General features: G+C 66.4%; 20 protein-coding genes. 14 read left to right on the forward strand and 6 right to left on the reverse strand.

Annotated elements, in window-relative coordinates; genetic code table 11:
* The first annotated feature begins 208 nt into the window (after positions 1-208).
* From EO170_RS11380 to EO170_RS11400, 5 genes are all read left to right on the forward strand, one after another.
* The gene (locus tag EO170_RS11380) at positions 209-715 is read left to right on the forward strand and encodes a hypothetical protein (protein ID WP_126944968.1); all 507 of its coding nucleotides are present in this window, start codon (positions 209-211) and stop codon (positions 713-715) included.
* Positions 716-948: 233 nt separating this feature from the next.
* On the forward strand, positions 949-1,485 hold the full coding sequence (locus tag EO170_RS11385; RefSeq protein ID WP_104583479.1) for a hypothetical protein: 537 nt from the start codon (positions 949-951) through the stop codon (positions 1,483-1,485).
* Between the two features lie 74 nt (positions 1,486-1,559).
* Positions 1,560-3,311, forward strand: coding sequence for a peptidoglycan-binding protein (locus EO170_RS11390; RefSeq protein ID WP_104583478.1), 1,752 nt, complete (start codon positions 1,560-1,562; stop codon positions 3,309-3,311).
* 425 nt (positions 3,312-3,736) lie between these two features.
* Positions 3,737-5,332, forward strand: coding sequence for a M4 family metallopeptidase (locus EO170_RS11395; RefSeq protein WP_126944971.1), 1,596 nt, complete (start codon positions 3,737-3,739; stop codon positions 5,330-5,332).
* Between the two features lie 97 nt (positions 5,333-5,429).
* Positions 5,430-5,915: an Mpo1-like protein gene (locus EO170_RS11400; RefSeq protein WP_119129420.1), complete on the forward strand. Its 486-nt coding sequence runs from the start codon at positions 5,430-5,432 to the stop codon at positions 5,913-5,915.
* A 176-nt stretch (positions 5,916-6,091) separates the two neighbouring features.
* Here the strand turns inward: EO170_RS11400 and EO170_RS11405 are convergent, their stop codons facing one another.
* Positions 6,092-6,994 carry an NAD-dependent epimerase/dehydratase family protein gene (locus EO170_RS11405; protein ID WP_164741011.1) on the reverse strand — a complete coding sequence of 301 codons (903 nt, stop codon included), beginning with the start codon at positions 6,992-6,994 and terminating at the stop codon, positions 6,092-6,094.
* Positions 6,995-7,160: 166 nt separating this feature from the next.
* Between EO170_RS11405 and EO170_RS11410 the strand changes: the two genes are divergently transcribed.
* From EO170_RS11410 to EO170_RS11445, 7 genes are all read left to right on the forward strand, one after another.
* Complete coding sequence (locus tag EO170_RS11410) at positions 7,161-9,989, forward strand: monovalent cation/H+ antiporter subunit A (protein WP_126944977.1); 2,829 nt, start codon at positions 7,161-7,163, stop codon at positions 9,987-9,989.
* On the forward strand, positions 9,989-10,363 hold the full coding sequence (locus EO170_RS11415) for a Na+/H+ antiporter subunit C (RefSeq protein ID WP_016901335.1): 375 nt from the start codon (positions 9,989-9,991) through the stop codon (positions 10,361-10,363). The genes EO170_RS11410 and EO170_RS11415 overlap by 1 nt, the downstream gene beginning before the upstream one ends.
* Positions 10,360-11,904, forward strand: a complete 1,545-nt coding sequence (locus EO170_RS11420) for a monovalent cation/H+ antiporter subunit D (RefSeq protein WP_126944980.1) — start codon at positions 10,360-10,362, stop codon at positions 11,902-11,904. The genes EO170_RS11415 and EO170_RS11420 overlap by 4 nt, the downstream gene beginning before the upstream one ends.
* Positions 11,901-12,407, forward strand: coding sequence for a Na+/H+ antiporter subunit E (locus EO170_RS11425; RefSeq protein ID WP_104649139.1), 507 nt, complete (start codon positions 11,901-11,903; stop codon positions 12,405-12,407). The genes EO170_RS11420 and EO170_RS11425 overlap by 4 nt, the downstream gene beginning before the upstream one ends.
* Positions 12,404-12,688: a K+/H+ antiporter subunit F gene (locus EO170_RS11430; RefSeq protein ID WP_016901330.1), complete on the forward strand. Its 285-nt coding sequence runs from the start codon at positions 12,404-12,406 to the stop codon at positions 12,686-12,688. The genes EO170_RS11425 and EO170_RS11430 overlap by 4 nt, the downstream gene beginning before the upstream one ends.
* Complete coding sequence (locus tag EO170_RS11435; protein ID WP_126944983.1) at positions 12,685-13,110, forward strand: Na+/H+ antiporter subunit G; 426 nt, start codon at positions 12,685-12,687, stop codon at positions 13,108-13,110. The genes EO170_RS11430 and EO170_RS11435 overlap by 4 nt, the downstream gene beginning before the upstream one ends.
* 248 nt (positions 13,111-13,358) lie before the next feature.
* Complete coding sequence (locus EO170_RS11445; RefSeq protein WP_126944986.1) at positions 13,359-13,910, forward strand: hypothetical protein; 552 nt, start codon at positions 13,359-13,361, stop codon at positions 13,908-13,910.
* A 211-nt stretch (positions 13,911-14,121) separates the two neighbouring features.
* Here the strand turns inward: EO170_RS11445 and hmgA are convergent, their stop codons facing one another.
* Together hmgA and hppD are read right to left on the reverse strand one after the other, a co-directional pair.
* The gene (gene hmgA, locus EO170_RS11450; protein ID WP_126944989.1) at positions 14,122-15,435 is read right to left on the reverse strand and encodes a homogentisate 1,2-dioxygenase; all 1,314 of its coding nucleotides are present in this window, start codon (positions 15,433-15,435) and stop codon (positions 14,122-14,124) included.
* A 380-nt stretch (positions 15,436-15,815) separates the two neighbouring features.
* Positions 15,816-16,931 (reverse strand): 4-hydroxyphenylpyruvate dioxygenase, encoded by a 1,116-nt coding sequence (gene hppD / locus EO170_RS11455; protein WP_164741012.1) that lies wholly within the window; start codon positions 16,929-16,931, stop codon positions 15,816-15,818.
* Between the two features lie 122 nt (positions 16,932-17,053).
* On the opposite strand from hppD, the gene EO170_RS11460 reads away from it, so the two are divergent.
* On the forward strand, positions 17,054-17,542 hold the full coding sequence (locus tag EO170_RS11460) for a MarR family transcriptional regulator (RefSeq protein WP_104583473.1): 489 nt from the start codon (positions 17,054-17,056) through the stop codon (positions 17,540-17,542).
* 51 nt (positions 17,543-17,593) lie between these two features.
* Here EO170_RS11460 and EO170_RS11465 read toward each other — a convergent pair whose 3' ends face one another.
* The 3 genes from EO170_RS11465 to EO170_RS11475 all read right to left on the reverse strand — a co-directional run bounded on the left by EO170_RS11465 (position 17,594) and on the right by EO170_RS11475 (position 20,801).
* A complete protein-coding gene (locus tag EO170_RS11465; RefSeq protein ID WP_104583472.1) occupies positions 17,594-18,184 on the reverse strand; it encodes a thioredoxin family protein in 591 nt (196 codons plus the stop codon).
* Positions 18,185-18,195: 11 nt separating this feature from the next.
* Positions 18,196-19,710, reverse strand: coding sequence for an oligopeptide:H+ symporter (locus tag EO170_RS11470; RefSeq protein WP_126944992.1), 1,515 nt, complete (start codon positions 19,708-19,710; stop codon positions 18,196-18,198).
* A 188-nt stretch (positions 19,711-19,898) separates the two neighbouring features.
* Entirely contained in the window at positions 19,899-20,801 is a 903-nt protein-coding gene (locus EO170_RS11475; RefSeq protein WP_126944995.1) for a tryptophan 2,3-dioxygenase family protein, read from the reverse strand.
* Between the two features lie 504 nt (positions 20,802-21,305).
* Between EO170_RS11475 and EO170_RS11480 the strand changes: the two genes are divergently transcribed.
* Positions 21,306-24,893, forward strand: coding sequence for a lamin tail domain-containing protein (locus EO170_RS11480; protein ID WP_126944998.1), 3,588 nt, complete (start codon positions 21,306-21,308; stop codon positions 24,891-24,893).
* The last annotated feature ends 121 nt before the right edge of the window (positions 24,894-25,014 follow it).

Here is a 25,014-nt window from a genome sequence, read left to right on the forward strand (position 1 = left end):
GGCGTGTGTTGGCGGCATCACCGGCAATGGAACGACCCGAGCGCCGGGGCACGGATCGTCGGGCGGGTGGCTCTCCTGGGGTGTTGGCCTGCCGCCTGCCGGCCGGTTTGGGTCACCCTCGGTACCGCAAGCCTTCACACATTTGCAGGTAGCGCGCGGATAGCATCCCGCCCGCGCACCCGTTGCCCACCATGATCAGGAGGATCCCTTGGCCCTTTTCCGAACGTCCCTGCACGCGCTCGCACTGAGCCTGGCGCTGGTTGCCTGCAAACCGCAAGCAGAGCCAGCCGGCGCTGCGATGCCTGCTGCGGCTGCCGCACCTGCCGCCTCGACACCTGCTGCCGCTGCAGCAACGCCTGCCCAGGCGGCAACCTGCCCCAGCACCGACTTCGCTACGTTTCTGAAAAGCTTCAGTGCGGACATAGCGGTACAGGAAAAGGCCACGGCCGATCCGCTGACGATGATTCAACTCGACCAGGACGCACAGCCCGAGCCGGCGCCGGTCACCCGTACGGTTGCGCTGGCCGACGTTGAATGGCCCGTCATCCCGAACCTGGAGGCGGCCCGCAACGGCGGCCGCGAAGTCACGATTTCCGAAGAAGCCGATGGCCGCCAGGTGCTGGTCCGCACACCGGACACCGGCGACCAGCAGGTCTACCACTTCGCCCAGCGCCCTTGCTGGATGCTGGTCAAGGTGGACGACCAATCCCTGTAATCTGCGCGCCAGCGGCCGCGCCGTTCATCGCATACCTGCCATCGTTCCAGGAGATAACCTTGCGCCCTTTCCGATTGATCGGCCCTGCATTGGCAGTTGTCCTTGCGGCCTGTAACGGCCCCCAGGCGGGCGGTGCAACCGAGCGGCCGACGGCTGCTGCCGATACCGCGGCGACGCAGTCGTCCGCACCTGCCGCAACACCCCCCGCATCACCGACACAAGGGACTGTACCTATGGGCACGATAGACTCCTTCATTCCGGCGGGATCGAAGGCTCTGGAGACCATCCGCGGCGATCTGACTGGCGCGGGGCGCTCCGATGCGCTGGTGGTGATTTCCCCGCCAGCCACTGGTGCGGAAAAGCTTGGTGAGGGGCAGCCGCGTACGGTCCTGTTGCTGACACAGACTGCCGACGGCGCGCTGAAAAAGGCTGCCGAAAACAGCAAGATCGTCCCATGCGCCCGTTGTGGCGGCCTGGCAGGCGACCCCTATGCGTTTTCGCGCATCCAGCCCGGGCAATTCACCATTTCCATTTCCGGCGGATCGCGTGAGCGCTGGGCAGACGACTTTACATTCAAGTACTCGGCAGACAAGCAGAGCTGGTTGCTGGACAAGGTGGTGCGTGACCTGTCCGATACCGAGACCGAGCAGCACAACACCCTGGAATTAACCACCAAGGATTTCGGCACGGTGGCATTCGCGGAATTTGATCCCTCCACATTGAAGAAAGCTGCGGCATTGGACGACGCCGCAGCCGAGAAGGCGAATTAAACGGAAGTAATGGTTTGCACGGACAAGGAAGGAGTCCGTTATTTCATGTTGCTGAGAAATGAGGAGTTACTCCCATGGCAACCGATCGCGAAACAGGGCTGCTCCAATCAGCCTATGCAGCAGGCATTACCCAGCCGAAGGAGCTGGCAAACTTCATGGCCCAGGTGGGTCATGAGTCGATGGGCCTCAACCGCCTGGAAGAAGGGTTCCGCTATACGCATGGATCCTCACAGGTGAGTTCGAAGGTGCGATCCGCACTGCGTGAGGGGCCCGAGGCCCTGGAGCAGGCGCGTCTGGATGCCCTGCGCGGGCAACCGGAAAAACTGGCCGAATTGATGTATGGCGGGCGCATGGGCAATAACGAGCCCGGCGATGGCTACCTGTACCGTGGCCGCGGTTACATGCAGCTCACCGGCAAGGATCAATATCGTGCGGCCGGCGAAGCGTTGAACCTGGACCTGGTGGCGCACCCCGATCTGGCGGCACAACCTGAGAACGCATCCCGCATCGCGACCTGGTACTGGCAGAACAACGTGCCACAGGCCGCCAGGCAGGACGCGCATGCGGCAGGCGTTGCGATCAACGGTGGCGATCCGCCGAATGGATTGGCCGACCGCGAGAACCGGTTTGCCCGCTGGCAGCGCGATATCACTCCAGAGCTGATGAACAACCTGGCACATGGCCAGCTCGGACAGCCGGTGCAGCCCGCTGCGCCAGCACCTGCGCAGCCGCAGCATGGCGGTTCCAGCACGTTTCAGCACACGATGGAACGGATGCTCCCGCCGCAGAACGGGACGGCGCCGCACATCACCGGCCATTATGGCGAGCATCGCAGTGCCCGCGATCACGGCGGTACCGACTTCAACTACCAGGGTGGCCAGACAGGCCGCAACCTGCAGCACCCGACGGTGCATTCGCCGGTCTCCGGAACCGTGACGTTTGCGGGCGGCAACTACGGCACTGTCAAGATTCGCGATGCACAGGGTAACTCGCACGAGATCCTGCACCTGGACGCACTCAAGGTGAAAGAAGGTCAGGCGCTGTCCGCGGGCGATGCCATCGGCACGATGGGTGGACGCGGCCCGAACGGCAACAGCCAGTACGCACAGCATGTGCATTACCAACTGCGCGATGCCAGCGGCAAGTTGACCAGCCCGGAGACGTTCTGGAATCAGGGTCATCAGCAGGAGTCGGGCGCGCGCCACTCCCAGCCAGCGACACCGGCGGGCAATGGCACGCTGCGGCATGGCGAGCAGGGCGGCGATGTCGGCAAGCTGCAGCAGGACCTCAACCGGCTTGGCGTGCGCGATGCGCAGGGCAACCGGCTTGCCGAGGATGGTCGCTTTGGCGACAACACGCGGGAGGCGGTGATTGCGTTCCAGAAGCAGCACGGACTGCAGCCCGATGGCGTGGTGGGGCGCAACACGCAGGCCGCGTTGTCCGCACAACCGGCACAGGCACAGGCAGCACAGACGCCTGTCGCTGCGCCCAAGGGTCCGTCGCTCGACGATGCCTCGCACCCGGACCATGCCTTGCACACCGCGATCCGCAGCAGGCTGCCCAGCATGATCTCCAACGAGACGGCGGCCCACGTCACGCTGCAGGCCAAGCAGAACGGGATCGATTCGGCAGACAAGCTGCAGAACGTCACCGTGCAGGATGGCAAGGCGTTCGTCATGGGTACCACGCCGGGCTTCCGTGCGGCGGTGGATCTGAACCAGCCTGCCCCCACGCTCGAGCAGACCAGTGCGCAATTGCTGGCTGGCCAGGCTTCGCAGCAGCGCGCTCAGGACGAGCAGCAGAGGGTCGCGATCGGCGGCCGCTGAGGGCTCAACGGTGCAGCACAAGAAAACCGGCCAGGTCTCTGGCCGGTTTTTTTGTGCGTGTCCTGCTCTCGCATTGCCGCCGAGAACGATGCGGCAACCGTACCTCGGCACACACGCATCAGCGCCTTGCTTTCGCCGTTGGCCGATTGCCTGCCACCGGAGATCGACACACCTTTCAGACGTCGGTTAAACATGGCCTGCAGCGCTGACGACGTCCCACACGCAGCGCCACGTCGGGCGCTCTGCGATGCCCTCCACATCGCAAAGTGGCGCGGCGCACAGAACGCAACACAGCTGTAACTTTTCCTACTGCGCTGTCATGGACTGTGCAAGTTTATCTGCAGGCACCTGTTGCCAGTCGCGATCGGCCGTGATGCGTGTCGCCGCCGATCTTTGCATTGCACGTTTTCGGGGAGAGAGTCGTCATGCAAGTTCATGTCCTGGGCGCGGCGATCTGCTGCGCGCTATCGTTGTCTGCTGTCGCCACTGCCGCGGATCTTTCCGCGGATGCCGCGGTGTCGCGCGCGCAATCCTTGTTGGGCAATCACGCTGCGGCGCTGGCCAACCGTGCAACGGCCGATGCGTTTGTCGCGCGCGACAGCATTGTCGATGCCGACGGCAGCGAGCATGTGCGCTTTGATCGCACCTATCGGGGCTTGCCGGTCATCGGCGGCGATGTGGTGGTGCATTCGCGACGCGGAGTGATGCGTCAGTTGAGCCAGAGCATGGACACCAGCGTGCGCCCGAGCATCGTGCCGGGCATCGATGCGGACACGGCTATGCGTGCGGCCGGTGCGCAGTTCGATCTGGCACCCGATGCGGCGCCGCGCGCAAGCCTGGCCTTGTATGCGCGTCAGGGGGCACCGCGTCTGGTTTATGAAGTGATCTACAGCGGCATCAAGCCCGACCAGACGCCGACCGAAATGCATTACATCGTCGATGCAGTCAGTCAACGCATTCTCGAGTCCTGGGACACGGTGCATACCGCCTGCGCGGGCGGCACCAGTGCGGCCGGCACCGGACGTTCGCTGTATGCAGGCAGCGTGGCATTGGCAACGACGCGTTGCAGCAGCGGGTATGAATTGACCGATCTGAGCCGCGGCAGCGGCGCCACCTACAACATGCGCAACAGCACCTCCGGCAACGGCACGCTGGTCACCGATGCCGACAACACCTGGGGCAGCGGCGCCAATAGCGATACGGTGACTGCGGCGGTGGATGCGCATTACGGCGTCGCATTGACCTGGGACTATTTCCGCACCGCCCATGCGCGCAGCGGCATCGCCAACGATGGAACCGGTGCACGCAGCCGGGTGCATTACGGCAGCCGCTACAACAACGCGTTCTGGCAGGACAGCTGCTTCTGCATGACCTTCGGCGATGGCGACGGCAGCACGTTCACGCCGTTGGTGTCGGTGGATGTGGCCGGCCACGAGATGACCCACGGCGTGACCAGCCGCACCGCGCGACTGGTGTATTCGGGCGAGTCGGGCGGCTTGAACGAAGCCACCTCCGACATCATGGGCGCGATGGTGGAGTATTCCGCCAACAACAGCGCGCAGCCGGGCAATTATCTGATCGGCGAGAAGATCATCCCCGGCAACAGCAGCGGGACGCTGGCGCTGCGCTACATGTTCAAGCCCAGCCTGGATGGCGACTCGCCCGATTGCTACAGCAGCAGCCTGGGTTCGCTCAACGTGCATTACAGCTCGGGCGTGGCCAACCATTTCTACTATCTGCTGGCCGAAGGGGCGGTGGTGCCGAGCGGCTTCGGGTCGGGCACCAGCTGGAACGTGACGCCGGCCGGGTTGGTCTGCAATGGCAACACGGCATTGACGGCGATCGGCCGGGCGGCGGCCAGCCGCATCTGGTACCGCGCGTTGACGGTGTACATGACCTCCTCGACCAACTATGCGGCCGCACGCCGGGCGACGTTGAGCGCGGCCACCGATCTGTACGGCAGCAGCTCCACGCAGTACCGCGCGGTTGCCGCAGCGTGGAGCGCCGTGTCGGTCAACTGATGGATGCCACCCCTGCCACGCGCGCTGCGCGTGGCAGGGGCGCGGCTGCCACAGTGCCATCCGCGCGCGTATGCTTGGGTCATTCCTGGGAGGGAACATGACCGAACGCACCAAGACCGCGCGACCGATCGACCGCTATTTCGCCAGTTATTCCGACGACCATCGCAACGCGACCAATCAGCAGATCCACGTGCTGGCGGTGCCGGCGATCCTGTGGTCGGTGGTGGGCCTGCTGTGGTGCATCCCGGTCGGCGGCACCTGGTTCAGCAGCGGCGTATGGGCGGCGTTGTCGATGTTCGCGGCCTGGTCGTACTACAACCGCTTATCGCGTCCGCTCGGGCTGGGCATGCTGGGGATCTTCTTTTTCTTCGGCTGCCTGTGCCGGTTGATCGAAGGCAGGCTCGGGCTCAGCGGCCTGTTCACCACGGCGCTGACAGTGTTCGTGCTGGCCTGGATCGCGCAGTTCGTCGGCCACCGGATCGAAGGCCGCAAGCCGAGCTTTCTGACCGACCTGACCTATCTGCTGATCGGGCCGATCTGGGTGCTGGCCAAGCTGTATCGTCAGTTGGGTTGGCGGTACTGAGCACGGCCGACAACCCCAGCGCACCGCCCGGTGCCGGCGTGGCCCTGCGTTGAAGCGGCGTATTACGACTGCGCGCCGCCGCGGCTGACGCTGAGGACGCGCTATTGCTGCACCCCAGGCGTGGTCGACTGCGCGCCACGCAGCGCTGCATGGCAGACAGGTGCACCTGCGGGGTATCACTCGCCGATGCCGAGCTCTTCGGGCAGCGGACGAAAGGCGCGCGGCGCATACCCGAAGTCGCGTCGCGCCGGTTCCAGGTCGAACACCAGGTCATCGCGCATGCGCTGCAATGCGGCCGCATTGATGCCACGCAGGCGCCCCAGCCGCTGCGCGGCAGTGAGGGCAAGGCCGAACAGGCCGGGCGGCACCTGATACAGCCGCGCCGGTCGCGGCAGCGCCGCCAGCACGCGCTCCACCATCTGCGTATAGGCCAGCACCTCGCCGCCGCCGACGGCATAGCTGCGCTGCTGTGTCGCCGGCTGGGTGAGCACCGCCAGCGCGGCGCTGGCCAGATCGTCCACATGCACCGGCTGGCGCAGCCCGGTTGCGTTGGCTGGCAGCACGAAGGCGCCGGTGCGCTGCGCCAGCCCGGCGATCTGGGTGAGCGTGCGGTCGCGCCCGGCCCCATAGACCAGCGTCGGGCGCAGCACCGTCGCCGTGGCACCACGCGCCTGGGCTGCGGAGAACAGGGCCTGTTCGGCATTTGCCAGGCGCTGTGCGACATCGCGCTCGGCCGCGTCGATCGAGTGTTCCTTGACCTCCAGGCTGGTGGAACCGAACGCCACGATGCGCGGAGCACGCACCGGATTTTCGACATACCAACGCGCGAAATGGTCCAGCGGACCGCAACTGAAGATCACCTCGAATGCCTCGCCCGCGGCAGCCGGCATGGCCAGATCGCCCTGCCGCCAGATCAGCCCGGCGCGCGCGGCACGTGGCTGGCGCGACCAGGCCGTCACCTGCCAACCGCGGCCGAGCAGCCGCGTCAGCAGGCGTTCGCCGATCTGACCGCTGCCGCCGAACACCAGGGCGCGCGGCGCAGAAACGGCAGTGGACGGAGCGGGATCGGCAGCAGTCACAGGGCTCGGATGCAGTCTGGGTGATCCCAGCATAGCGAGTGACAGGCAGCGGCGCGACGCCGATCCGGCCGCGATTTGCGCAGGCGCGCAGCCACGGCGTTGACGCTGGCGTCAGTCAACGATTTGTTAAGCTCTCTGGCCTGCTCGCGAATCTTGTGTTCCCTGCATGCCTTTTCCGCTGGAAATCCTGCTCGCGCTGCCATTCGTGATGGCGGCCGCCACTGCGCTGCTCTGGCGCGTCTCCCGTTCGATCACTGCGTGGTTGGCTGCGGCCGCGCCGTTGGGCGGGCTGCTCATCCTGGCAACGCTCACACCGGCCGTGCTGCGCGGCGAGGTGGTCGGCAGCCAGCACGCGTGGTTGCCGCAGATCGGCCTGATGTTCTCGCTGCGGCTCGATGGCCTGGCGTGGATGTTCGCGTTGCTGGTGCTGGGCATCGGCGCGCTGGTGGTGCTGTATGCGCATTACTACCTGAGTGCACGCGACAGCGCCTCGCGCTTCTTCGCATATCTGATGCTGTTCATGGGCGCAATGCTCGGCATGGTGTTGTCGGGCAACCTGCTGTTGCTGATGGTGTTCTGGGAGCTCACCAGCATCAGCTCGTTCCTGTTGATCGGCTTCTGGTCGCACCGCAAGGACGCGCGCGAAGGTGCGCGCATGGCCTTCGTGCTGACGGCCGGTGGCGGCCTGGCGCTGCTCGGCGGCATCCTGATGATCGGCGGCATCGTCGGCAGCTTTGAGGTGGATGCGGTACTGGCGGCCGGCGATCTCATTCGCGCCAGCCCGCTGTATCCGTATGCGTTGGGATTGGTGCTGCTGGGCATCTTCACCAAGAGCGCGCAGTTCCCGTTCCACTTCTGGCTGCCGCACGCGATGGCCGCGCCTACGCCGGTGTCGGCGTATCTGCATTCGGCCACGATGGTGAAGGCCGGCGTGTTCCTGCTGGCGCGCCTGCATCCTGCCCTGGCCGGCACCGATCTATTCTTCTATACGGTCACCAGCATCGGTGCGATCACGCTGCTGCTTGGCGCCTGGCATGCGATCTTCCAGCACGACCTCAAGGGCGTGCTGGCGTACTCGACCATTTCGCATCTGGGCCTGATCACGATGCTGTTCGGCCTGTCCACGCCGATGGCGGTGGTGGCCGGCGTGTTCCACATCCTCAACCACGCGGTGTTCAAGGCCTCGCTGTTCATGGCCGCCGGCATCATCGACCACGAGACCGGCACGCGCGACATGCGCAAGCTGGGCAATCTGCGCCGCCTGATGCCGGTCACCAGCGCGCTGGCGATCACCGCCTCGCTGGCGATGGCCGGCGTTCCGCTGCTCAACGGCTTCCTGTCCAAGGAAATGTTCTTTGCCGTGGCGCTGGAAACCGACGCGCCGCAAACGATGCGGGTGTTGGCCAGCATCGCCGCCCTGCTGGCCGGCCTGCTCGGCGTGGCCTACAGCCTGCGCTTCGTGCACGACACCTTCTTCGGCCAGGGCCCACGCGATCTGGACACCACCCCGCACGAGCCGCCGCGCTGGATGCGGATTCCGGTGGACGTGCTGGTGCTGATCTGCGTGGCCGTGGGCATCGTGCCGGCCTGGACCATCGCGCCGGTGCTGCGTGCCGGTGCCAGCGCCATCCTCGGCGAGCGCCTGCCCGACTACAGCCTGGCGCTGTGGCACGGCTGGAACTGGCCGCTGGCGATGAGCATCGCCGGCATGGTGGGCGGCACCCTGTTGTACATGGCGCTGCGCCGCACGCTGGACATGTACGCGATCCAGAACCGCTCGCCGGGCAAGGCGCTGTTCAACTGGAACCTGCGCGCCCTGTTCGCCGGTACCGTGCGCATGACCGATGCGGTCACCAACGGCAATCTGCAGCGCATGCTGATGCTGCTGGTGCTGAGCGCGGTCGTGGTGGCGCTGGTGCCGTTCCTGCAGGGCGGCGCCTTGCCGACCTGGCCGGCGCCCACCCCGCTGCCGCTGCTGGGCTGGACGATCTGGCTGCTGATGATCGCCTGCGCCCTGGGCAGCCTGTTCCTGTACAAGCAGCGCCTGCTCGCCGTGCTGGTGCTGGGTGGCACCGGCCTGGCCGTCAGCATGACCTTCGTGTTCCTGTCGGCACCGGACCTTGCCTTGACCCAGCTGCTGGTGGAGATGGTGACGCTGGTGCTGATGCTGCTGGCGATGAATTACCTGCCCGAGCGCTCGGTGCCCGAACCTGCGCGCCTGCGCAAACTCCGCGATGCCGGCATCGCCGTGGTCGGGGGTGCCGGGCTGGCTGCGTTGGCCTACACCTTGATGACCCAGCCCAGCCACACGGTCGCCGGCGAGCTGCTGCAGCGTGCGCTGCCGGAAGCCTACGGGCGCAACGTGGTCAACGTGATCCTGGTGGATTTCCGCGGCTTCGATACCTTCGGCGAGATCACCGTGTTCGCGATCGCCGGGCTGGTGGTGCACGCGCTGCTGCGGCGCTCGCGCATGGCGCCGGAGCGCACCATGCCTGGCCCGCCGATCAAGTTGCCGGTGCCGGCCGACCTGGCGCAGATCATGTTCCCGCTGACGCTGACGGTGTCGTTGTTCCTGTTCCTGCGCGGCCATAACGCGCCCGGTGGCGGTTTTATCGCCGGGCTGGTGCTGGCGGTGCCGTTGCTGATGCAGTACGTGATCCAGGGCACCGCGTCGGTGGAATCGCGCTTCGGCTTCGACTACATCCGCCTGATCGGCATCGGCCTGCTGTGCGCGCTGGTCAGTGGCGCCGGTGCGCTGGTCTTCGGCATGCCGTTCCTGAGCAGCGGGCATCTGGAGATTCCGTTGCCGCTGCTGGGCGATCTGGAACTGGCCAGTGCGCTGGGCTTCGATATCGGCGTGTATCTGGTGGTGTTCGGCGCGGCGATGTTGATGCTGTCGATGATGGGCACGATCAAACCCTCGCGTACGCGCAGCTCGCAGCGTGGCGAGATCGACCCCACCCAGCGTTCGACACGCACCGCGGAGCAGCATTGATGGAACTGGCAGTGGCAAGCGCGATCGGCGTCCTGACCGCATTGGCGATCTACCTGTTGCTGCGCGCGCGCAGCTTCGACGTGATCCTGGGCATGACCTTCCTGTCGTATGCGACCAACCTGCTGATCTTCGCCGGTGGGCGGCTGCGTAGCGGCCAGGCGCCGGTGCTGCGCGAGGGCGTGCCGGCCGACCTGATGCACTACACCGATCCGTTGCCGCAGGCGCTGGTGCTGACTGCGATCGTGATCGCGTTCGCGATGACTGCCGTGAGCCTGGTGCTGGCGATCCGCAGCCGCAGCGACAATGGCAGCGACCATGTGGATGCGCATGAAGACGCCACCACCGGCGTGGATACGCGCGAGGCACGGCGATGAATCATCTGCTGATCCTGCCGATCCTGATCCCGATGCTGGGCGCATCGGCGTCGCTGTTCGTCGAACATCGCCGCTATGGGCCGCGCGTGCAGCGCACGGTGGCGTGGACGAGCATGGTGTTGCTGGCCGTGTCCGTGATCGCCCTGTTCGCGCGCGCCTCCGACGGCCAGGTGCTGGTGTACCTGCTCGGCGACTGGCCGGCGCGCATCGGCATCGTGCTGATGGGCGACCGCCTGTCGGCGTGGATGCTGTTAACCACCTTGATCCTGGGCGCGGCTTGCCTGCTGCATGCCTGCGCGGGCTGGGACCGGCGCGCGCCGCATTTCCATGCCTTGTTCCAGTTCCAGTTGATGGGCTTGAACGGTGCGTTCCTGACCGGCGACATCTTCAACCTGTTCGTGTTCTTCGAAGTGATGCTGATCGCCTCCTACGGCCTGTTGCTCAGCGGCGGGCGCGGGCTGCAGATGCGTGTGGGCCTGCATTACGTGGTGTTCAACGTGTGTGCGTCGACCCTGTTCCTGATCGCGCTGGGCCTGCTGTTCGGCGTGTTCGGCACCTTGAACATGGCCGAGCTGTCGCAGCGCATCGCCACGTTGCCGGCGCAGGACCTGCCGCTGGCCAAGGCCAGCCTGGGCCTGTTGCTGCTGGTGTTCTGCAGCAAGGCCGCGTTGCTGCCGCTGTACCTGTGGTTGCCGGAGACCTATTCGCGCGCGCCGGCGGCGGTGGCGGCGTTGTTTGCGATCATGACCAAGGTCGGGCTGTACGCGACGCTGCGCGTGTCGGCGCTGTGGTTCGGCGCCGGTGCCGGCGCGCTGCAGGGCTTCGGTCGCCACGCATTGCTGTGGCTGGGCATCGCCACGCTGTTGATGGCCGCCTTCGGGGTGATGGCCGCATCGCGGCTGCGGGTGATGGTGTCGTATCTGGTGGTGTTCTCGGCAGCGACGTTGTTCATCGCCTTCTCGCTGGACGATGCCGGCGCATTGGGTGCGGGGCTGTACTACCTGCCGCACAGCAGCTTCGTGGCCGCGGCACTGTTCATGGTATCGGACCTGATCCGGCGTCGCCGCGGCAGCGCCAGCGACCGCAAGGAAGTGGTCGCGCCGCTGCCGCGGCGCGGGATGCCCGGTGCGATGTTCATGGTCGCCGCGGTGGCGGTTGCCGGGCTGCCGCCGTTGTCCGGCTTCCTGGCCAAGGCCGCGTTGCTGCAGCACGTGCCCGCCGGCCTGGTCGGGCCGGTGTGGGTCGCCATCCTCGGCAGCAGCCTGCTGGTGGTGATCGGCCTGACGCGTGCCGGCGTGCGCCTGTTCTGGCGCGTGCCCGAAGCGGTGCAGGATGTCCCCGCGCTGCAGCCGCAACGCCGTGCGCGCATGCGCCCGGTGGAGACCGCCGCCACGCTGCTGTTGCTGGGCGGGCTGGTGGCGATGACGGCCGGTGCCGGACCGTTGATGCGCTACACCGACGCGGCCGGCGTGCAGCTGCGCGATCCCGGCGCCTACGTGGAACAGGTGCGCGCCACCACGCCGCAACGGAGGCAGCCATGAGCACGCGCATGCCGCTGCGCAGCCGGCTGCTGCCCTCGCCCTCGCTGAGCGTGACGGTCTTCATTTTCTGGCTGTTGCTCAGCGACAGCTTCGGGCCGCAGCAATGGGTGCTGGGCCTGCTGCTGGGCTGGGTGGTGCCGATCTTTGCGGCGCGCCTGGACCGCGAGTTCGCCCGCATCGGGTCGCTGCGCTCGGTGCCGCGCATGTTGCTGGTGGCCGCCGGCGACATCGTGCGCTCCAACCTCAAGGTGGCCGGCCAGGTGCTCGGCCCGGAGTCGCGCATCCACCCCGGTTTCATCTGGGTGCCGCTGGACATCGCCAACATCCACGGCATCGCCGCGCTGACCAGCATGATCACCCTCACACCCGGCACGGTGTCGGCAGCGCTCTCGGATGACCGCAAGTATCTGCTGGTGCACGTGCTGCACCTGGACGACCCGGACGCCCTGATCGCCGAGATCAAGAGCCGCTACGAGAAGCCCCTGATGGAGATCTTTCCATGACCGGCCACATGTTCATCGAATCGACCATCGTCATCTGCATGCATGCGGTGGGCCTGGCCATGCTGATGGCGCTGTGGCGCCTGCTGCGCGGGCCGAGCGTGCCCGATCGCATCCTGGCACTGGACACCCTGTCCATCACCGCCATCGCCGAGCTGATGCTGCTGGGCATGTACCTGGATTCGCCGATCTACTTCGAAGCCGCGCTGGTGATCGCGATGCTGGGCTTCGGCAGCACAGTGGTGCTGAGCAAGTTCGTGCTGCGTCGGGACATCGTCGAATGATCGCGCTGACCGAATATCTGCTCAGCGCGCTGTTGTTGGTCGGCACCTTCTTCATCCTGATCGGCGCGTTCGGCCTGGTGAAGCTGTCGGACTTCTTCAAGCGCCTGCATGCGCCGACCAAGGCCAGCACGCTGGGGGTGGGCTGCGTGCTGCTGGCATCGGTGGGCTATCACCTGTTCCTCGGCGTGGACCCGCAACCGCGCGAACTGCTGATCACCGTGTTCCTGTTCATCACCGCACCGATCAGTGCCCATCTGATGGCCAAGGCCGCGTTGTCGCTGATGATGGAAGACCGCCCGGAAGTGCCCAACCACGGCGACATGGAAAAGGAAGGCCTGCCCACGCCGCAGACCCAAGGCGATGTCGGCGAGAACGCCGACACCGCCAGCCAGCACGCCGGGCCGGACAAGCATCCGCACTGAGGCTTCCTGCTGCCGCGTCGGCCGCCACCGCCGTGCTGGCCCCGGCGCGGTTGCAGCCGGTCAGCGACAGCAGTGCGCCCATCAAACCGGGCAATCCGGTGGTCATGCATGGCGTTGCTACGGGTCCGCCACAGCCCAACGGCGCACATCGCGGCGGCGTGCAGAACGCCAGCGCGCCTTGCAGCGTGCCGATGTCATCGGCGCTTCATTGGCTGCGGGCAAGCTGGGCGCCTCGCAGGACCGCCGCCATGACCCCACGCAAGACCGAGCTCGCCCTCACCGCGCTGCAATCGCACCGCAGCCCACTCACCTTGCTGCAGCGACGCGCGCTGATCCTCGCAGACGGGCAGCGCGATCTGGCAACCCTGGCAGCACTGCTGGGCGGCGACGGCGCCGCGTTGGTGCAAGGGCTCTGCGCGATGGGCTATCTGGCCTTCGGCACGCCTGCAGGCAACGCGAGAACGCCACTCGCGCCCCCGGCCGCTGCGCTCGCTCCCGTCGTCACGGGCGATTGCGTGCCGCCGCCAGCTGCACCACCGAGCGAGGAGGACCTGCAACGCCAGCGTCGCCGCGCGGCCACCAACGCGCGGCTGTACCTGCTCGACATCCTGCAGCTGCAACGCAACCCGGTGGCCGTGGTGCTGCACCGGCAGCTGCACGCCGCACGCACCGAAGACACCATCGCCGCCGCCATCGCCGAGGCGCTGCGCGCGTTGCCGCAGATCACCTCGGCAAGCTATGCCGAGCGCGTACGTGCACGGATCGGCGAACTGCTGCCGGATGCGTTGCAGGCTGCCTGACCGGGCAACTGAAACCGACATGGCGTGGATGGCGTGATCGGCCAGCGGCAACGGATGCCTTGCAGTTGGCGTGATCCGACAATCGCAGCCGGTACCGTGCAGGCTGCTCGAGCACGCGCCTGCGACTGCTGCGTTGCAGACGGCACGGTTCCGACAACCACGCCTCTGCCGTGCCGTACTGCCTGCTCAGCCCCCCGGCTGGTGGCCTGAGCTACGGCGCATCACCTGACCTGGGCGCCTGGAACGCCGCGCGCAAGCCGGACCAGCACTGCTGGTAGTCGCCCTGCCGATGCGCAGCCTGCAATGCCTGCTGCGTGGGGCGCAGCACCGCGTGCGTTTCGAACATGAAGGCCATGGTGTCGGCGATCACGTCCGGGCGCGTCAGGTCGGCATGCGAGGCCTTGTCGAAGGTCGCCGCATCCGGGCCATGCCCGCTCATGCAGTTGTGCAGCGAGGCACCACCGGGCGCGAAGCCGTCGGCCTTGGCGTCGTAGACGCCGTGCACCAGCCCCATGAACTCGCTGGCCACATTGCGATGGAACCACGGCGGGCGGAAGGTGTGCTGCGCCACCAGCCAGCGCGGCGGGAAGATCGCGAAATCCATGTTCGCCGTGCCATGCGTGTCGCTGGGCGAGGTCAGCACGGTGAAGATGCTCGGGTCCGGATGGTCGAAGCTGATCGAACCGATGGTGTTGAAGCGGCGCAGATCGTAGCGATACGGCGCGTAGTTGCCATGCCAGGCCACCACGTCCAGCGGCGAGTGGCCGATGTCCGCGCGCCACAGATGGCCCTGGAACTTGGCCACCAGTTCGAACGCGCCTTCGCGCTGCTCGAAGGCCGCATGCGGCGTTTCGACATCGCGCGCATTGGCCAGCCCGTTGGAGCCGATCGGCCCCAGGTCGGGCAGCCGCAGCAATGCGCCGAAGTTTTCGCAGACATAGCCACGCGCGTTGCCATCGGGCAGCTCGACACGGAAGCGCACGCCGCGCGGTATCACCCCGATCTGCTGCGGCTCCAGTTCCAGCACCCCGAGCTCGGTGTGGATGCGCAGGCGCCCCAGTTGCGGCACCAGCAACAGCTCGCTATCGGCATCGTAGAAGAAGCGATCGTGCATGGAGGCATTGGCCGCATACAGATGCACGGCAACGCCGGACATCGCCTCCGGCCCGCCGTTGCCGGCCATGGTGTAGAGGCCATCGACGAAGTCGGTTGGCGCCGACGGCAGCGGCAACGGGCTCCAGCGCAGTTGATCCGGCGGCACCGGGCCGCGCCCGAAGTCGTTGTGGAAGTGCGTCTGCGCAATCAGCGAGAACGCGCCATGCACCGCCGCCGGGCGGATGCGATACAGCCAGCTGCGCCGGTTCTCGCTGCGTGGCGCGGTGAACGCGGTGCCGGACAACTGCTCGGCATACAACCCGTGCGCGACACGCTGCGGCGAGTTCTGCCCCACCGGCAAGGTGCCGGCCACCGCCTCGGTGGCGAACGTGTTGCCGAAACCGGTCATGTACTGCGGGGTGTTATGCATGGCATGCGTCCGGATCTTGGCCCTCCCTCCCCGGATGCAGAAGGTTGGGATTGAGTTGAATCAGGCCTTTCCTACCGAAGAAGAGCTAAGGCCTGGCGGATTAAGCCCCTCTCCTCGTGGGGAGAGGGGCTTTAACGACGTGCGTCTTCGTTACTTTGTGTTGTCGGAAAAACACCTTGCCTGAGCGCGCTTGATTGCGACCACTTGCCGCCCGCTTCGTTGGCTCCGTACCGGAACCACATCCGACGTTACGGGCAGCCAGGCTGGACATCGCAACACTTTGCACCACTCAAACCCGCACCGACCCAGTTAACCGCACCAACCACAAATCCCGAATCCCGAATCCCGAATCCCGAACAGCAAATCCCCAATCCCCGCCCTCAAAGCACCCCACGCTTCATCTGATCGCGCTCGATGCTCTCGAACAGCGCCTGGAAGTTGCCTTCGCCAAAGCCCTCGTTGCCCTTGCGCTGGATGATCTCGAAGAAGATCGGGCCGATGCAGTTGGTGGTGAAGATCTGCAGCAGCTTGCGCTGCTTGGTGTCCACATCCGCATCGATCAGGATCTTGTTGCGCCGCAGGCGTTCGACATCCTCGCCGTGGTCGGGAATGCGCAGGTCCACCACGTCGAAATAGGTGTCGGGCGTGTCCAGGAATGTCACGCCGGCCTCGCGCATCCTTTCCACCGAGCTGTAGATATCGTCGGTGAAGCAGGCGATATGCTGGATGCCTTCGCCATGGTAGGCGTCCAGGTACTCGTTGATCTGGCTCTTGGGGTCGGAGGATTCGTTGAGCGGGATGCGCACGATGCCGTCCGGGGCAGTCATCGCCTTGGACACCAGGCCGGTCTTGGCGCCCTTGATGTCGAAGTAGCGGATCTCGCGGAAGTTGAACAGGCGCTCGTAATAGTCCGACCAGCGCTGCATGTTGCCGAAGTACAGGTTATGGGTCAGGTGGTCGATGAAGGTCAGCCCGAAGCCGGCCGGGTGCGGGTCGGCGCCTTCGATCGGCTCGTAGTCGGCGTCGTAGATGCTGCCTGCATCGCCATAACGGTCAACCAGATACAGCATGCAGTCGCCGATTCCCTTGACCACCGGGGCCGGGACAGCGCGCGTGTCGGCCTTGTCCTGCACCGCTTCGCCGCCGTTGCCCAGCACGGTCTGCAGCACCGTCTCGGCCGGGGTGCGGAAGCGGATCGCAAAGCCGCAGGCGCTCGGGCCGTGCGCGGCGGCGAAATCGGCGGCAAACGAATCGGGGTCTTCGTTGAGCAGGAAGTTGACCCCGCCCTGGCGATAGACGGTAATGGCGCGGCTGCGATGACGCAGCACCGCGCTGAAGCCTATCTTGCGGAAGTAGTCGTGCAGCTGCGCGGCCTGGCCGGCGGGCGCGGCGAATTCGACGAACTCGAACCCGTCGATCCCCATCGGGTTGTCGAAGGTGGTGACCTGCATGCCCAGGTTCGGGCGGGTTGCGGTACTGCTCGGTTGTGCGCTCATCGTCGTTTCTCCACGCTAGGCCGTCCGCAGGGCTATGCGGGGTGGCAGAAGACCCGCGAGAATGCGCAGGCCACCCAAGGTTTGTAGTTGCAAATGAAACCAAAATCAAGACACAGTGCAACATGAGCGATCTCGACGCCCCTACCCCGCCGCCACATCCTGTGCTGCTCAACCTCGAGCAGTTCCTGCCGTATCGCCTGAGCGTGCTGTCCAACCGCATCAGCAGCAATATCGCCAAGGTCTACGGTGATCGTTACGGCATGGCCATTCCCGAGTGGCGGGTGATCACCATCCTGGCGCTGTATCCGGGTTCCTCGGCCAGCGAGGTCTCCGACCGCACCGCGATGGATAAAGTTGCAGTCAGCCGCGCCGTGGCGCGCCTGCTGGAGCGCGGCTTCATCCGCCGCGAAACCCATGGCGACGACCGCCGCCGCTCGATGCTGGCGCTGTCGCCGGCCGGGCGCCAGGTCTACGAGACCGTCGCCCCGCTGGTCAACGAGATGGAACAGCGGCTGATGTCGGTGTTCAGTGCCGAGGAACAGCAGATCCTGGAGACGCTGATCGACCGGCTGGCCAAGGACGGGCTGCCGCGCATGGCCGGCAAGGACTGATAAAAAAACCCCCGCAGTGCGGGGGTTTTTGCATGCCACGGCAACGACGGGTCAGGCCTGCGGCGGCGCCCACTGCTTGAGGAAATCGAACAGTTTCCTGCGGTCGAAGCCCTCGCCCTTGCGCAGTTCCGGGCCGGACTGGGTGGTCAGCAGCTTGCCGTCGTTGTCCAGCACCAGCAGCGACGGGTAGTCGTTGAGCTGGGCGAACTGCGACAGGAACGCGGCGTTCTCGTTGGTCGCATCGCGATTGACCTTGACCACCACGAAGTGCGCATCGCGGAAGCTGCGCAGCTCCGCATCGCCGCCCATCAGCTCGTCCAGCGCCTTGCACGGCTCGCAGGCCGCATTGCCGACGTTGAGCACGATGCGCTTGCCGCCGCGCTTGGCCTCGACCTTGGCGGTCTCCAGATCGGCGGCCGGATCGCGCGAGGGGTCGTATTGCGCATTGAGCGCCGCCGCCGCAGCGATGTCCGCCGCGGTGGGCGTATTGCCCGAGGACACCGGCTGGCTGGGGTCGGCGCTGGGCGGCTTCTGCATCGAGGTGTCCAGCGGCCGTGGCGCCTCCTGTTGCTCGGTGGGCTGCCCGCAGGCGCTCAACAGACCTGCCAGCAGCAGGCCACAGACAGTGGGTTTGATCGGCATTGCAGTTCTCCTCACTTCACACCATGCATCAGTTTGTTGATCAACGGCGCGATCAGGAACAGCACCGCGCCAGCGCCCAATAGCGCCCAAAACCCGAAGGTATACCCGCTCAGGGCCGAGGACACGCTCATCCCTTCGCTTCCGCTGACATGCCCGGCAAAGATGCCCGACAGGTTGTTGCCGATGCCGGTAGACAGAAACCAGCCGCCCATTCCGAAACCGACCAGACGCACCGGTGCCAGCTTGGTCACCATCGACAGGCCGATCGGCGACAGGCACAGCTCGCCCACCGACTGGATCACGTACACCATGAACAAGGTCCAGAACGGCACCTTGCCAGCATCGTTGACCAGGCTCGACAGTGCAAACATCAGCAGCAGGAACGCCAGGCCGTTGAACAGCAGGCCCAGGCCGAACTTGCGCGGAATCGACGGATTGAAGCGGCCGGCCTTGACCCAGATCCAGGCGATGATGGGCGCCAGGGTGATGATGGCAATCGAGTTCACCGACTGGAACCAGGCGGTCGGGAAGGTCCAGTCGCCGAAACCGCGGTCGACGATATTGTCGGCCAGGAAGGTGAACGAGCTGCCGGCCTGTTCGAAGAACATCCAGAACAGCACGTTGAAGGCGAAGATGATCAGCATCGCGATCACCTTGTCGCGCTGCACCTTGCCTTCGCGGATGCCTTCGACCAGCAGCATCACCGACAGGCCGACGAACAACACGGTCAGCACGATCTGCAACACGTCTGCACCGACGGCGAGCAGGAGGTACACCACCGGGATCGCCAGCACGCAGCCGACCAGCACCATCAGCACCCGGCCGATGCCCTGCGCGTTCGGCGCCGGTACGCCGATGCCCTTGAGCTGCGCGCGGCCGATCCAGAACCACACCAGGCTGATCAGCATGCCCGCGCCGGAGGCCATGAACACCATCTTGTAGGACGGCATGGCCTGGGTGCCGAACACCTTTTCGGCCAGCAACTGGGTCAGCACCGGCGAGATCATCGCGCCGAGGTTGATGCCCATGTAGAAAATGGTGAAGCCGCTGTCGCGGCGCGGATCGGCCACCGAGTACAGCTTGCCGACCATGGTGGAAATGTTCGGCTTGAACAGCCCGTTGCCCACCACCACGGTGGCCAGGCCGATCTCGAACATGGTGTGGTCGGGAACGGCGATCAGGAACAGGCCGGTGGCCATGACGGCCGCACCGACCAGGATCGAGCGTTGGTAGCCGAGCACGCGGTCGGCCACGTAGCCGCCGAAGATCGCCGCCGCATACACCAGCGCCAGATAGGCGCCATAGGTGCGTCCGGCCGGCGCCTGGCCGGTGGCATCGCCGCTGAAGAACTGCGCCACGATGTACAACACCAGCGCCCAGCGGATCCCGTAGAACGCGAAGCGTTCCCAGAATTCGGTCATGAACAGCATCCACAGCGGCCGGGGATGGCCGAGCAGCGTGGGGAACTCGGGCGGTGCAGGCGGCGGCGGGGTGGCGGAAGTCGGCGCGGTAGCGTCAACGCTCATGGAATGTCCCTTGCGTATTCAGGAATGGCTGGGTGCCCAGGGCGTACCCCGGGAGACGCGCGAGGATCACTTAGACGTCATGTACGCGTCAAATTCGCAGCACTCCTCGACCTGATGGCGGCCACTGGAGCGCCACCGGCCTCAACTCCAGCGAGCCACTACCGCCCCGCCCGCTTCCGCTGGCCCGCTCAGCCGTTCTCCGGCTCATCGCGGCCACCCTTCATCGGCGCACGGCTTTCCATACCCACCGACGTGCGCACGTCGAACAGCTCCGGGAAGAAGGTCAGCGCCAGCGCCTGCTGCAGGAATCCCACGCCGCTGGACCCACCGGTGCCACGCTTGAAGCCGATCACCCGCATCACCGTGCGCATGTGGCGGAAACGCCATAGCTGGAACTGGGTTTCCACATCGACCAGGTCCTCGCACAGCGAATATTCGCGCCAGTAGCGATCGGTGTTTTCGTAGATGCGCTCGAACACCGGGCGCAGGCTGTCGTCGGCCACATGTGCGCAGGTCCAGTCGCGCCCCTGGTATTGCGGCGGGATGGCATGCCCGAAGCGCGCCAGGTAGCGCAGGAATTCCTCGTACAGGCTGGGCGCTTCCAGCACCTGGCGCAGCCGTGCCTGCCCCTGCGGGTCGTACGCGAACACCTGCAGCATCTGCGGGTTCTTGTTGCCCAGCAGGAACTCGATATAGCGGTACTGCAGCGACTGGACGCCGGACGAGGGCCCCAGCACGTCGCGAAACCCCATGTACTCGCTCGGGGTGAGCGTCTCCAGTACCGACCACTGTTCGGTGAGCTGGCGCAGCACCTGCTTGCTGCGCGCCAGCACCTTGCGGCACTGCCAGACCTGATCGTTCTGCAGGTGCACCATCGCCGCGCGCAGCTCGTGCGCCAGCAGCTTCAGCCACAGCTCGGAGGTCTGGTGCTGGATGATGAACAGCATCTCGTCGTGGTGCGCCGGCTCGGACAGGGGCTGCTGCGCCGACAGCAACTGGTCCAGCCGCAGGTAGCCGCCGTAGGTCAGCCGCCCCTCCAGATCGGTATGGATGCCGGGTTCCAGGTCACGCAGGTTCTTGTCGACGGGCATGGCAGCGCAGATGGATCGGGCCGGTCAGGGTAGCTCAGTGGCGGGGATTGGGGATTGGGGAATCGGGAGCGGAGATTGGATATCGACGGCCTGGCGGCTGAGGGAGGCGCTGGAGGCTGGGTCTTCGACACGTGATCTCCGGTGTGTGTCGCATCGTTCTACCGTGCAGACCTTCTGGCTGGACCGACGCCCTTCCGGATTATTCCTTGTGCAGCGCGCGGCCTCCCTGCATGTCGTTGCAGCGCGCCTTTGCCGCAGCGCCCGATCTGACTGGGTGACCGGCTCACGCGGGCAGCCTGACAACGCGGTGGCGTACGCGACTGGTACTTCACACCTGAAAAAGCCAACCGCTTTCGACTGCGCAGTCGCAGCAACTGCGCCGGTGTCACCATATCGTCAACCTAGGTCTGCAAATTCATGCAGAATCGAACGGCGCTGCCGGCCAGGGACGTGGCCGGACCAGGGGAGCGTTTCACGTCTCACGGATCAGGGGACTCTCATCTCATGCATGTGTTGCAGCGTCGTGCAGCCTTACTTGTCTGTGCGCTGGCGGTTGCCGGCCACGCCAACGCCCAGGTCGTCATCAGCCAGGTCTACGGCGGTGGCGGCAACAGCGGTGCCACCTTCCGCAGCGATTTCATCGAGCTGCACAACATCGGCAGCACCACGGTCAGCCTGGACGGCTGGTCGGTGCAATACGCCTCGGCCGCCGGCAGCAGCTGGCAGGTCACCCCGTTGGCGGGCAGCGTGCCGGCCGGCGGCTACTACCTGGTCAAGCAGGCCGACGGCAGCGGCGGCAGCGTTGCGCTGCCCACGCCCGATGCCACCGGCACCATCGCCATGGGCGGCGGCGCCGGCAAGGTGGCGCTGAGCAACAGCGCCTCGGCGTTGAGCGGCGCCTGCCCCACCGGCAATGCCGATCTGGTCGGCTATGGCAGCACCGCCAGCTGCGCCGAAGGCAATGCGCCCACCCCGGCGCCCAACAATACGCTGGCGGTGCTGCGCGGCGGCGATGGCTGCACCGACACCGACAACAACGCGGCCGATTTCGCCACCGGCGCGCCGGCTCCGCGCAACGCCACCAGCCCCGCACGCCTGTGCAGTGGCGGCGGCCAGCCGATCGCCACGCTGGCCGATGTCAGCCAGGCCGAGGGCAACAGCGGCAGCCGCAGCCTTGTGTTCACGCTGAGCCTGAGCCAGCCGGCCGGTGCGGGCGGGGTGAGCTTCACCGCAGCCACCGCCGATGGCACCGCCGTCGCTGGCAGCGACTATGTCGCCCTGCCCGCGTCCAGCGTCCGGATCGCCGCTGGCGAGCGCAGCGCCAGCATCAGCGTGGAGGTGCTGGGCGACACCACACCCGAGCCCGACGAGACCTTCGCGCTGCGGATCAGCGGCCTCACCGGCGCGCTGCCGGCCACGCTGAACGCCACCGGCACCCTCCTCAACGACGACTTCAGCCTGCTGCCGATCCACGCCATCCAGGGCAAGGGCGCACGCTCGCCGCTGGAAGGCCAGGTGGTCGCCACCTCGGGCATCGTCACCGCCCGCCGCAGCGCCGGCTTCTTCCTGCAGGCAGCGGATGCGGAAACCGATGGCGATGCGGCCACCTCCGAAGGCGTCTACGTCTACACCGGCAGCGCACCGCCGGACGCCGCTGCCATCGGCAACCGGGTGCGCGTGCAAGGCACGGTGCTTGAGTACGTGCCCACCGCCGACCCGACCCAGCCGCCACTGACCGAGATCGGCGGCAGCCTGACCGTGCTGCTGGATTCCACCGGCAACCCGTTGCCGATGCCGGTGGCGTTGAGCACGAACTTCCCCAACCCGGACGGTGCCTTTGATCAGCTCGAAGCGCTGGAAGGCATGCGCGTTACCGCCGCCAGCCTCACCGTCAATGCGCCCACCGGCGGCAACGTCAACGAAACCAACGCCACCGCCACCAGCAATGGCGTCTTCCATGCGGTGGTCACCGGCGTGCCGCGTGCCTTTCGCGAGCCCGGCGTGCAGTTGCCCGATCCATTGCCGGCCGGCTCGCCTGCCGGGGTGCCGCGCTGGAACACCAACCCGGAAGTGATCGCGGTCGGCAGTGCCGGCGTCGGCGCCGAGCGTCTGGACCTGGCATCGGGCTGCGTCGTGCTGGATGTCACCGGCCCGCTGGACTACAGCTTCCGCCGCTACACGCTGTATCCGGAACGCACCCCGCAGGTGAACTGCAACGGTGCCGACCAACCACGCCCGGCACCGCGGCCGCAGGCCGACGACGTGGCCGTGGCCACCTACAACATGGAGCGCTTCTTCGACGACCAGAACGACCCGGCGACCGGCGAGCCGGTGCTCACCCCGGCCGCATTCCAGGCCCGCCTCAACAAGGCCTCGCTGGCGATCCGCAACTACCTGCACACGCCCGACATCCTGGGCACGGTGGAAGTGGAAAGCCTCGGTGTGCTGCAGACGTTGGCTGCGCGCATCAACGCCGATGCCATCGCTTCCGGCCAGCCCGATCCGCAGTACGTGGCCTACCTGCAGGAAGGCAACGACGTCGGCGGTATCGACGTGGGCTTCCTGGTCAAGACCGCTGCGGTGTCGGCCGGCGTACCGCGCGTGGAAGTGGTGTCCATCGCCCAGGAAGGCAAGACCACCACCTGGACCGAACCGGGTGGCGCGGTGAGCCTGCTCAACGATCGCCCGCCACTGGTGCTCAGTGCCAAAGTGCACCAGGCCGATGGCCGCGTGCTGCCGCTGACCGCCATCGTGGTGCATCAGCGCTCGCTCAACGGCGCCGAGACCGACGATGCGGCCGGCACCCGCATCCGCGCCAAGCGCCAGGCCCAGGCCGAGTACCTGGCGCGCCTGCTGCAGACGCGCCAGCAGCTCGACCCGGCCGAGCAGGTGCTGGTGATGGGCGACTTCAACGCCTTCGAGTTCAACGACGGCTACGTGGATGCGATGGGTACCGTCACCGGCAGGCCGGCGCCGGATGCGCAGACCGTGGTGGGCGGCGATGGCGTGGACCTGGTCAACCCGGACTACACCGACCTGACCTGGTTCAACACGCCCGACCAGAGCTACTCGTACGCCTTCGACGGCAACGTGCAGTCGCTGGACCACATCCTGGCCAACGAGGCGCTGATGCGCGCACCCAACATCGCCTCGCTGTCGGTGGGCCATGCGCGCATCAATGCCGACTTCCCCGGCACCGCGCGCAACGATGCCAATACGCCCACGCGCTTGTCCGACCACGACCCCACCGTGGTGCTGTTGCGCATGACCAAGCAGGTGAACGCGGACGTGCAGGTGGCTGTCACCGCCGCGCGCGACCAGGTGGTCGAAGGCGAGCACATCGACTACACCGTGGATGTCGAGAACCGAGGGCCGGATCGCGCGCCGTTCACTGCGCTGGCGTTGGTATTCGACCTGCCGGCACGGGCGCGCCTCACTGCCCCGCCGGGCTGGATCTGCCAGAACCAGACCAATGCCACGCAGACCACGCTTACCTGCAATATCCCACTGCTTGCGGCGGGATCTGCGCAGAGTTTTGCAGTGCAACTGGATGCCGGCCCGGACCTCGCCGGGCGCACCCTGACCCTGGCCGCCTCGGTCGCCTCGCAGTCGCCCGACCCGCAGCCGGACAACAACACCGACACCGCTGCCGTTGTGGTGCAGGCACGGCCGCAGCCGCGCAGCGACCTGGCGGTGCGGTTCGACGGCCCGGCCAGCCTGCCGACAACAGCGTTCAGCGCCAGCTACCGCGTGCTGCTGGACAACGTCGGTGCCGCGCCGGCGCAGCGTCCCGGCTTGGTGATCGAAGGCAACACGGTGTCGGCGCTGTCGCAGCTGGTGTCGCCGCAGGGCTGGCGCTGCGACAAACAGGTGCAATCGCTGCGCAGTGCCCGCTTCGTGTGCAGCAGTGCGGCGGTCGTGCTGCCGGGCGCGCAGCTGGCCTTCCAGTTGACCGTGGCAGCCAAGCCGATCCCTGCCGACGGCGCCATCCGCGTGCAGGCGAGGGCCACATCGACCTCGCCCGATGCCAACCCGGCCAACGATTCGGCGCTGATCGTCACCCCGATCGGTGGAGGCGCCGACCGCCGCTGATCGCAGTGCACCACGTCGCAATTCTGTACTGCGACAAAGGGCGCGGCCTGGTCCGCGCCCTTTTTTTTGTGCAAGCCAGCATCATTGTGTGCTGCGGTGCAGGACAGCTTTTTGCTGTGTG

Source organism: Xanthomonas sp. BRIP62409 (genome assembly GCF_003992965.1).
In the GTDB taxonomy this organism is placed as follows: domain Bacteria; phylum Pseudomonadota; class Gammaproteobacteria; order Xanthomonadales; family Xanthomonadaceae; genus Xanthomonas; species Xanthomonas euroxanthea.